The following is a 9,537-nucleotide window of genomic DNA, read 5'->3' on the forward strand; positions in this document are numbered from 1 at the left end:
GGGGCTTGCGCCGCGCGATTATGCTCTCCGCCAAACTAATTTGCCCCATCATCCGATGACTCATCTGCCGCTCCTCCTCCGCATCCCTCACACCTGTTTCATAAGAGACGCACGAGTTATGCAAAGGTTTCCTGACAGGGCGAGGAAATTAGGAGAGAGGCAAAGGAAAAGGATCCGGGATTCTTCGCTGCGCTCTGAATGACACAAAAAAGGAAGGATCCGGGGTCCCTCGGCTACGCTCGGGATGACACAAAAAAGTAAGCGGTGCTCGTGTCATTCTGAGCGAAAGCTGCTGAGATTGAGCCGAAGCCCTGAGTGCTGCCGAAGGGGAAGAATCCCGGATCCGGGTTCCTTCGCTGCGCTCAGGATGACACAAAAAAAGAGCGCGCCAGCATATGTAGCTCCAGCCCCGACGCCCAGTTATGCAAAGGTCTCCTGTCAGGGAGAGGCTATTTAGTTCCGGACATCGCTGACAGAAAGAGTTACTGTCGCAACAAATTGTTCTTTGCGTAACGGGACGCGGGCCACATTCGCTCGCGCGCCCTTTAGAACATTCGTTTTCCCCGTCATCCTGAAGGCGGAGCCAGCAAGTTGGCAAACGCTCTGAAACCACCCAATCAATTGGCGGTTGTCGCGTCGCGACCTGCGGCGCGACCAACATCGTTCAGCGATCGGATCGCCGCTATCGCCGAGCTTGGCGCCGGGACGGTTGCAGCCGAGCGATGTGCGATCGCGTTTCCCGCCGGTGGCGGCGGCGAAATAGTGTGCGCGCCGCGCGGCGAGTCGCGATGGGACAAGGTTGTCAATGCGGTCCTGGCTGCGCTCAACAATCGGCTCAGTGACGCGGTCGCGGGATACGGGTTGAAGCGGGCGCGCGGAACTCCTGGTTCAATTGAGTCGATTGAAAGGGTGGCGCTTAACGCGCGGGAAATCGACGCAATCGTGCGAGTCGAAGCAATGGACGGGCGCCAGATTGCCGCGTCGGCGTTCACCGACGGCGTGAGCGCGGTGCGAATCGCGATGGTGGCGCCGGCGGATCGCGCCCGCGGCGAACTTAAAGCATCGCTTGAACTTATGGCGCGGGCGGTTTTCGGCGAGATAGCGCTGGCCGCCGGGCGCGGGTCGCTTGAATTCTGGCGGACCCACGGCGCCGAGCGCGGCCGCCAGGCTATCGACGCAAGGCGGGAGTTGGTGCGAGAGCGGGCCGTGATGAATCACCTGGACAAGGCGGTTGCGGCGGCGCGGCGTGCGCAGCCGATCGAAAGGTTCGGCCGCTTCGGCGAACTCGTCGCGGCCGGGGCGGGCTTCGATCAATGGGTGGTTGCGGTCGCCGACGGCGGCGCGTTGACCGTGGCCGCATCGTCGTCCGGGCACAAGGAATTCGATTTGGGTGAGACCGGCAGCGCGCTCGGGGAAAGTTTTCGGCGCCATATCGTGATTGCGCGCTGGCGCGATCGCGACGCGACTGCCGTCAATCGCGCCAACCAATTTTCCGAAGACAGAATGTTCCGTGGTTCGTATGTGTGTATCCCGTTCGAGGGAGGCGCGATTGCGCTGGCCTCGCGCGACGGGCGCGCATCCGCGGCCAGGGCGGAGGCGATTGTCGAGCGGCTGGCTCCGCTGGCAGCGAACTGGGTGATGGAGCGGGAGGCCGCGCGGCGCAACCTGCTGGTGCGCCAGCTTGCGCTCAGAATGTTTGCCGCGATCGACGAGGAGCGGGCCAGAATCGCGCGCGACCTGCACGACGATCAGGCGCAGTTGATTGCGGCGGCGAAAATTGCGCTCGACGGACGGCGCGAGGCGGCGCGCTCGATCTTCAAGCAGGTCGAGGAGGAGTTGCGCCGCAAGACGCGCGAGCTTCGTCCCGTCACGATCGCAGACGCTTCGCTCGACGAGGCAATCGAGGGCGAGTTCGCGCGGCTGCATCGCGCGGGCGTAACCGCGAAGTTAGTGCATTCGGTTCACGATGGCGCGGCGGAGAAAATCTCGCGCCCGGTGCAGCAGCTATGCTTCCAGGTCGTTCGCGAGACGCTGTCCAACGTGATTCGGCATGCGCGCGCGAAGTCGGTCGAAATCACGATTGACAGTACCGATGCGGCCGCGCGCGTCTCGGTGACTGACGACGGCTGCGGCATCGCGGCCAACCTCGCGGGCGAGGGGATTGGCCTGGCGGGGGTGCGGGAGCGGCTGGAATTGATGGGCGGGAGCTTGAGGGTCCAGTCGCAGGCAGGCCGCACGACAGTCGTCGCTGAAATCCCGGAGTCCGCGTGATGGAAAATCACCGGCCGATTCGCGTGCTGCTCGCCGATGACCATCGGATCTTCCGCGAGGCGCTGCGGATGGTGCTCGCGGCCGAGTGCGAGGTGGTCGCGGAGGCATCCGATGGCGAACAGGCCGTCGCGATTGCCGCGCAATTGAAGCCCGATGTGATCGTGATGGACGTCGGGATGCCGGGAATCGGGGGACTTGCCGCGGCGCGTCGAATCACCAGGGAAGTGCCGGTGTGCAAAGTGCTGGTGCTCAGCCAATACGACGACGAGGAATACGTGTTGGAAGCGTTTGGCGAGGCGGGCTGCGCGGGCTACGTGGTCAAGACCGACGCGGCGGCGGAATTGCTGAGCGCGGTGCGGGCAGTTCACGCCGGGCGGCAATACCTGAGCCCCACGATCGCGCCGATCGTGCTCGCGCGGTTGCGCGGTGGCGCGCCCGCGAACGCGGCGCACGAGGCGAATCCGACGAGGCGGGAGCGCGAAGTGCTCAAGCTGATAGGCGAGGGCGCGACTACCAAGGAGGTCGCGCAACGACTCGGCATCAGCGTGAAAACCGCGCAAGCGCATCGCGACAACGTCAAGCAGAAGCTCGACCTGCGCTCGACGGCGGCGATGGTGCGATACGCGATCAAGCACAAACTGATTCGCATCGATTGAGCGCGGGGCGCCGAGCGGGTAACAATCGCATCGGGAGCAGCTCACCGATGGCAGAAATAGGACTCTTCGAGGCAATTTACTCGGCGCGATCGCTCAGGCGATTCAAGCCCGATCCGGTTCCCGACGATGTAATCACCAAGGTGCTCGACGCGGCGATTCGCGCGCCGTCGGGCAGCAACCAACAGAGTTGGGAGTTCATCGTCATCAAGGACGCGGCGCAGCGTAAAAAGATCGGCGACGTGTATCGCAAGGGCGGCGGAGTTCTGATGGCGCTCTACACCGATCGCGTCAAGCCCGCGCACATGAGCGAGGACGCCTACCGGAAACTGCGGGCGTCGGCGACCCATCTTGTCGAGCACATGGGTGACGCGCCGGTGCTGTTGGTCGCATGCCTGAAGCAGACCGCGCCGGCGGGAACGCCGCCCAAGCTTGCGCCCGAGGTGGCCGCGGCGATGAAGAAGATGGCGCGGCTCTCAGGCTCGAGCATCTATCCCGCCGTGCAGAACATTATTCTCGCCTGCCGCGGCCTGGGTCTCGGCACGGTGCTCACGACGATTCACGCCTATTTCGAGGACGAGGTGAAGGCGATATTGGGGCTGCCGGCCGAAGTGCAGACCTACGCGCTGATGCCGATCGGATATCCGCAGGGAAAGTTCGGACCGATCATGCGGCGGCCCGTGAGCGAGGTCGCGTACCTGGACAAATACGGCGACCATTGGAAGAGCTGAGCGCGGCGCGATTTACAGGAGTGTTCCGGAATCACCGCGCCTGGTCTTGCGTCGCGAAGTGTCAATTTAATTCGTCGCGAAGATCTTCGGTGACTTTGCCGGCGAGGTGCCGGACCTGGTCGTGCTGCGAGAGCAATGAGGCGAGCACCGCGGGATTGGACTTGCCGCCGAGGCGGTACGCGTCGGCGGCGTGCGCGAATTGTTCGTAGGCGTTCAGCAGCTTTACGAAATCGCGATGCGAGCGCAGCGAGGACTCGCGGGGCGTCGATGACGAGAACGCGTTGGCCTTGTTGAAGGCGTAGTAGAACTCACCCATCTCCTCGGACGACAGTTGGCGATCGTCGAGCTTGAAATAGGTGCGGCAATAATCCGCCAGCTTGTCGGACATATCGGAAAGCAGCGACACGTTCGCCGCCGTCGTGCGATGGTAGTCGGACGAATAGCATGCGGTGGCCGCCGCGATGGCGATCGCGAGAAAAAAGACGGGCCGGCGAAGAGCAGCTCGCCGCAATGATTTCAACAAAACACGACCACGCCGTTTCAGCCGAGATACTCCTTGAAGAACGCGACGGTCCTGGCCCACGCCTCTTTGGAATGCACGGGATGGAACGACGGACGATCGTCGCACATGAAGCCGTGATCGGCGTCGGGATAAAAGACCACCTCGGCGGGCTTGCCGGCCTTCTTGAGCGCGTCGCGAAATTCGTCAACTTCGGCGATCGGAATGAACGCGTCCTTGCCGCCGAAGAAGGCCAGCACCGGTGCGTTGAGGCCGTCGACGTATTCGATGGGCGGCTTCACGCCCGGCTGACGCGCCTTCACCATCCCGCCACCGTAATACGGCGCGGTGGCTCTGACAGCGGAGTTGCGGCATGCGGTCAGGAAAGCGACGCGTCCGCCCATGCAGAATCCGACGGTGCCGAACGCGGGCTTGACGTCCTTCAACGCCTTGAGGTGATCGATCGCGGCGCCCATGTCCGCGACGATTTGATCATCGTTGACCGAGCCCATCAGGCGAAAGGCGCCGGGCAAATCGTTGTAGCCGACGACGTTGTTGGGCTGGCGAAAGTAGAGATTTGGAGCGATCGCGACGAAGCCTTCGGCCGCGAATTTGTTCGTGATGCGTCTGATTTGATCGTTGAGGCCGAACGCTTCCATCACGACGACCAGCGCGGGATACGGACCTCCGGACGCGGGGCGCGCGAGATGCGCCGGCATCTTCTCGTCGCCGGTACGGATCGATACTTCATTCGAGACGACTTCCATGATTGAAACCTCCCTGACAAAGATTGGCGTCCGCTGACGAGCGGGGCGCGATCGCGGATGGCGTTTGACGCCGTCGCCGACCCGGCGATCTTTTTCGCATACAAAGAGGCCCGGCTCAAGTGAGAAAGTTCGATGCGGCGCTTGCATAAGAAAGTATCACTTTTCGCCGCCGCCCGCGCCTTCTCGCGCCGACCCGCTGCGCGCCGCTAGTATTGCACCGCCGGTCGATTAATCCGCGTGCCCGGCCTGATATTGCGATGATTCCGCTTCGCGACAACGCCGCGCCGCGCCGCCTGACCCCAATCAACAGCGCGCTGATTGCCGCGAACATCGCGGTGTTCGTCTACGAACTGTCACTGGGCGAGCGCGTAACCGCCTTCGTGGGCAGATTCGCGATGGTCCCGGCAGCGGTCACGCGCGCGCTCTCGGCGGGCGCCCTGGCATGGCATGAGCCGGCCGCGCATCGCACCCTCGACGCGCTGGCGCCGTTGATGACGACAGTCACGTCGATGTTTATCCACGGCGGTTTGTGGCACGTCGCGGGCAACATGCTGTACCTGTTCATCTTCGGCGCGGCCGTCGAGTATCGGATGGGCGCGTCGCGGTACCTGATCTTCTATTTCGCCGCGGGAATCGCCGCGGCGCTCGCGACGGTGTGGATCGCGCCCGAGTCGGGTGTCCCCGTGATCGGCGCGAGCGGCGCGATTGCCGGCGTGCTCGGCGCGTACTTCATCCTCTACCCGCGCGGGCGCATTCTCACGATTATCCCGATTTTTATTTTCGTGCAGTTCGTCGAAATTCCGGCGGTCATCTACCTGTTGGTCTGGTTTGCGGTGCAACTCTACGCTGGACTCGAAGCAGGAGGCCGCGCGGGGGCGATGGGTGGAGTCGCGTGGTGGGCGCACGTTGGCGGCTTCATGTTCGGAATCGCGCTGGGCCCGATGCTCGCGGTGAATCGTCCGCGCCGGCGGCGATAGCGCCGGCTGATTGTGCATGAACTGTGGACGGCGTGGTGACAACCGTTGGCGTGCGGCTGGAGTAATAGTTGTAAGCGGTCATCGGATGAGAAATAATTTGCGCTCCTGGAAATCAGAGCGCGCGGTCGGGAGGTGGTGGTCAGGTGGCGGTTTCGTCGGACGATATTCTAAAGCGCGTTCCTCCGCAGAATCTCGAAGCAGAACAATCGGTGCTGGGCGCGATCCTGCTCGACAACGACGCGATTAACCACGCGCTGGAAATCCTTGCGGCTGAAGAATTCTACCGCGAGTCGCATCGCGAGATCTTTCGCTCGATGGCGGAGCTCACCGACCACAGCCAGCCGGTCGATGCGATCACGCTGACGGAAGCGCTGCGCACCAAGGGCGTGCTCGAGCAGATCGGCGGAACCGGCTACATCGCGGAGCTGGCTTCGATCGTGCCGACCGCGGCGAACGTTGCGCACTACGCGCGCATCGTGCACGAGAAGGCCGTGCTGCGCAGCCTCGCCTCGATCGCGACCGACATCGCAAGCTCGTCCTACGAGGCGCCGTCCGACGTGGACGGTTTCGTCGACGAAGCCGAGCATCGCATCTTCGAGATTTCCGAGCAGCGGATTAAGCCGTCGTTCCACACGATGCCCGAGCTGACGCGCGAGTCGCTGAAGATCCTCGAGCGGCTGTACGAAAACCGCGAGATGATCACCGGGGTGCCGAGCGGGTTCGTCGATCTCGATCGCATCACGGCGGGCTTCCAGCCGTCGGACCTGGTCATCATCGCGGCCCGCCCCAGCATGGGCAAAACGGCGCTCGCGCTGAACATAGCGGCCTACGCCGCGATGGACGCGGACCCGCCGATGGGCGTCGCGTTTTTTTCGCTGGAAATGTCCAAGGAGCAGTTGGTGCTGCGCATGCTGTGCTCGGAGGCGCGGGTGGACAGCGCGCGGGCGCGGCAGGGATTTCTGGGCGAGCGCGACTTCCCCAAGCTCGCGCAGGCGGCGGCGCGGCTGTCGGATTCGAACATCTATATAGATGACTCGTCGGACACGACGGCGATCACGCTCAAGGCGAAATGCCGGCGTCTCAAGCGCGAGCGCGCCAAGAACCTGGGCCTGATAATCGTCGATTATCTACAGCTGATGAGATCCGCGCGGCCCGGCGAGTCGCGCGAAAAGGAAATCGCGGAAATCTCGCGCTCGCTCAAGGCGCTGGCGAAAGAACTCAAGGTCCCGGTCATCGCGCTGTCGCAGCTCAACCGGCAGGTCGAGTCGCGCGAGAATCGCCGTCCGATGCTGGCTGACTTGCGCGAGTCGGGCGCGATCGAGCAGGACGCCGACGTGATCGCGTTCATCTACCGCGAGGAAATGTACAAGGGCAAGGAGAGCAAGGAGCCCGGCGTGGCCGAGATAATCGTCGCCAAGCAGCGCAACGGCCCCACCGACACCGCGAAGTTGACCTATCTCAGCAACTACACCCGCTTCGAGAACTACACGCCGGAGACGGGAGTCTTCGAAGACACGGGCGTCTAGAACGAATCGCGTTCGTCTTCCTCGCCGGCCAGAGCGGCGGCGCGTCAGCGCGAGGTTTCGTCGTCGTCGTCGGAGGACGACGGATCGCGATGCGGTCCGGGCTCGGCCGGTTCTTCGCCCGCGCTTGATGAGCCGACCTCGTCGGATAAGGTGGGATCCACCACAACCACGTCCTCGGGATGAGTCTCGATGCCTTCGACCGGCCCGGTCGTCGCCTGCTCGACGGCGCGCTCGATCTCGCGGAACTCCGAAAGGTCGGGCAGGCCTTCGAGATTTTTCAGTCCGAACAATTCGAGGAACTCGTCGGTGGTCTCATAGACCATCGGGCGTCCCGGTGCGTCCTTGCGCCCGGCAATCTTGACGAGCCGGCGTTCGAGCAGCGTTTCGAGTACGCCTCCCGTGTCGACGCCGCGCAACTGTTCGATCTCCGGGCGCGTGATGGGCTGTCGATAGGCGATTATCGCGACGGTCTCCATCAGCGGGCGGCTAAGCCGCGGCGGCCTGGTGGCGAGCAGCTTGCGAACGTAGCTGGCGTGGTCCTTCGGCGTCCGCATCTGGTAGCCGCCGGCGACCTCGTCGATCACGATACCGCGGTTTTCGGCGCTGTACTCGGCGGCCATCGCGGCCAGCGCTTTGTGCACGGTCGCCCGCGGGAGGTCGTCGAAGACCGCGGCCAGCCGCGCGAGCGAGACCGGCTCGCCGGCCGCGAACAGCAGGCTTGCGAGAATTGATTTCAGACGCTCTTCTTCCACTCGGCCTCCATTCATTCCGCGGCGGCGCGCTCGAGAAAAATCGGGCCGAAGCGCGCTTCCTGAAATGCGCGAACTTCGCGCCGGCGTATCAACTCGAGCAGCGCGATAAACGTCGCGATTACAATCGATCGATCGTCTGCATCCTCGAACAGCGCGGCGAACTGGATTCGTTCCACGCCCTCCAGCGCACGCAGTATCCGCGGGATACATTCTGCCACCGGGATGTCGCGCAGCTCGATGGCGCGCGGGGTCTTGTCGGCGACGCGCTTGAGCACTGCGCCAATCGCTTCGACCAGGTCGAAAATCGTAACCGTGTACTGTTTCGCGTCCGCGTCTTCGGGCGCGCTCTCGCCCGGCGTGGTGAACACGTCGCGGCCGAGCAGGGCGCGCTCCGCGAGCTTTTCAGCCGCCTCGCGATAGCGCTGATATTCCAGCAGCCGTTCGATCAGGTCGCGCTTGAGCTCCTCGGCTTCCTCGGTGTCGGCGAGCTCCGGATGCGGCAGCATGGCGAACGACTTGATCAACAGCAACGTCGCCGCCATCACCAGGTACTCGCCGGCCACGTCGAGGTTCAACTGGTCGAGCAATTCGAGCCATGCCAGGTACTGCTCGGTGATTACGCTGGCGGTGACTTCGTGCGGGTCGAGCTCGGCGCGCTTGAGCAAATGCAGCAGCAGGTCGAGCGGACCCTCGTACATCGGGAGCCGGAAGCGGACCCCGGCGTCGGCTCCGAGCCTGGGCGGCGGGTTGGATTCGTCGCTCAAAGTTGCACCATCCAGGAGATCGCACCCAGCGCCATGTTCATGACCGGATAGATCGCGACATCCAGCCAATGCGTATACAGCAGCAACAGCAATATAAGGAAGCCATAACGCTCGGTCTGTGCGTAGGCGTGCGCGGCCGCGAGCGGCAGGATGCTGAACAACACCCGCCCGCCGTCCAGCGGCAGCACGGGAAAGAGATTGAAGACCCCCAGTTCGACATTGACAATCACCGACGCCTGCATCATCCGGGCAAGCGGTTCGGCGACGGTGGGGCCGAGCGAGCCGTGCATAAAGGCCGGCATTGCGCGCAGCACAAGTCCGCTCACGATTGCCAGCACGAAGTTCGTCAGCGGTCCGGCGGCCGCCACCTTCAGCATCCCGCTCCGGCCGCCCCGCAACACGCGGAAATTGACGGGGACCGGCTTCGCGTAGCCGAGCACCGGCGCCCCAAACAGGTACAGCGCGAACGGCAGGATAATCGTCCCAAAGAGATCGACGTGTGAAATCGGATTCAGCGTGAGCCGTCCGGCGCGAAGCGCGGTATCATCGCCAAGCCACAGCGCTGCCACGCCATGCATAACCTCGTGCGCGATGATC

General features: G+C 63.6%; 10 protein-coding genes. 5 read left to right on the top strand and 5 right to left on the bottom strand.

Annotated features, from left to right (window positions below):
• The first annotated feature begins 591 nt into the window (after nucleotides 1-591).
• From ABSB13_RS15940 to ABSB13_RS15950, 3 genes are read left to right on the top strand one after another with little or no spacing between them, the layout of a single operon-like run.
• Entirely contained in the window at nucleotides 592-2,271 is a 1,680-nt protein-coding gene (locus ABSB13_RS15940) for a sensor histidine kinase (protein WP_428110249.1), read from the top strand.
• Nucleotides 2,271-2,927, top strand: coding sequence for a response regulator transcription factor (locus ABSB13_RS15945; protein WP_428110250.1), 657 nt, complete (start codon nucleotides 2,271-2,273; stop codon nucleotides 2,925-2,927). The genes ABSB13_RS15940 and ABSB13_RS15945 overlap by 1 nt, the downstream gene beginning before the upstream one ends.
• A 47-nt stretch (nucleotides 2,928-2,974) precedes the next feature.
• Nucleotides 2,975-3,655, top strand: coding sequence for a nitroreductase family protein (locus ABSB13_RS15950; protein ID WP_428110251.1), 681 nt, complete (start codon nucleotides 2,975-2,977; stop codon nucleotides 3,653-3,655).
• Nucleotides 3,656-3,716: 61 nt separating this feature from the next.
• Here ABSB13_RS15950 and ABSB13_RS15955 read toward each other — a convergent pair whose 3' ends face one another.
• Entirely contained in the window at nucleotides 3,717-4,166 is a 450-nt protein-coding gene (locus ABSB13_RS15955; protein ID WP_428110253.1) for a hypothetical protein, read from the bottom strand.
• Between the two features lie 29 nt (nucleotides 4,167-4,195).
• Nucleotides 4,196-4,921, bottom strand: a complete 726-nt coding sequence (locus ABSB13_RS15960) for a dienelactone hydrolase family protein (RefSeq protein WP_428110254.1) — start codon at nucleotides 4,919-4,921, stop codon at nucleotides 4,196-4,198.
• Between the two features lie 257 nt (nucleotides 4,922-5,178).
• Here ABSB13_RS15960 and ABSB13_RS15965 point away from each other — a divergent pair, with 257 nt between their 5' ends.
• Nucleotides 5,179-5,898, top strand: coding sequence for a rhomboid family intramembrane serine protease (locus ABSB13_RS15965; protein WP_428110256.1), 720 nt, complete (start codon nucleotides 5,179-5,181; stop codon nucleotides 5,896-5,898).
• A 143-nt stretch (nucleotides 5,899-6,041) separates the two neighbouring features.
• Complete coding sequence (dnaB, locus tag ABSB13_RS15970) at nucleotides 6,042-7,424, top strand: replicative DNA helicase (protein WP_428110257.1); 1,383 nt, start codon at nucleotides 6,042-6,044, stop codon at nucleotides 7,422-7,424.
• Nucleotides 7,425-7,468: 44 nt separating this feature from the next.
• Here dnaB and scpB read toward each other — a convergent pair whose 3' ends face one another.
• The 3 genes from scpB to ABSB13_RS15985 form a co-directional block, all read right to left on the bottom strand.
• Nucleotides 7,469-8,176: an SMC-Scp complex subunit ScpB gene (gene scpB / locus ABSB13_RS15975; RefSeq protein ID WP_428110258.1), complete on the bottom strand. Its 708-nt coding sequence runs from the start codon at nucleotides 8,174-8,176 to the stop codon at nucleotides 7,469-7,471.
• 11 nt (nucleotides 8,177-8,187) lie between these two features.
• Nucleotides 8,188-8,940, bottom strand: coding sequence for a segregation and condensation protein A (locus tag ABSB13_RS15980; RefSeq protein WP_428110259.1), 753 nt, complete (start codon nucleotides 8,938-8,940; stop codon nucleotides 8,188-8,190).
• A partial coding sequence (locus ABSB13_RS15985; RefSeq protein WP_428110261.1) for a site-2 protease family protein occupies nucleotides 8,937-9,537 on the bottom strand: 601 nt, incomplete at its 5' end. The genes ABSB13_RS15980 and ABSB13_RS15985, both read right to left, overlap by 4 nt.

This window comes from Binatus sp. (SeqCode) (genome assembly GCF_050013435.1).
Lineage (GTDB): Bacteria > Desulfobacterota > Binatia > Binatales > Binataceae > Binatus.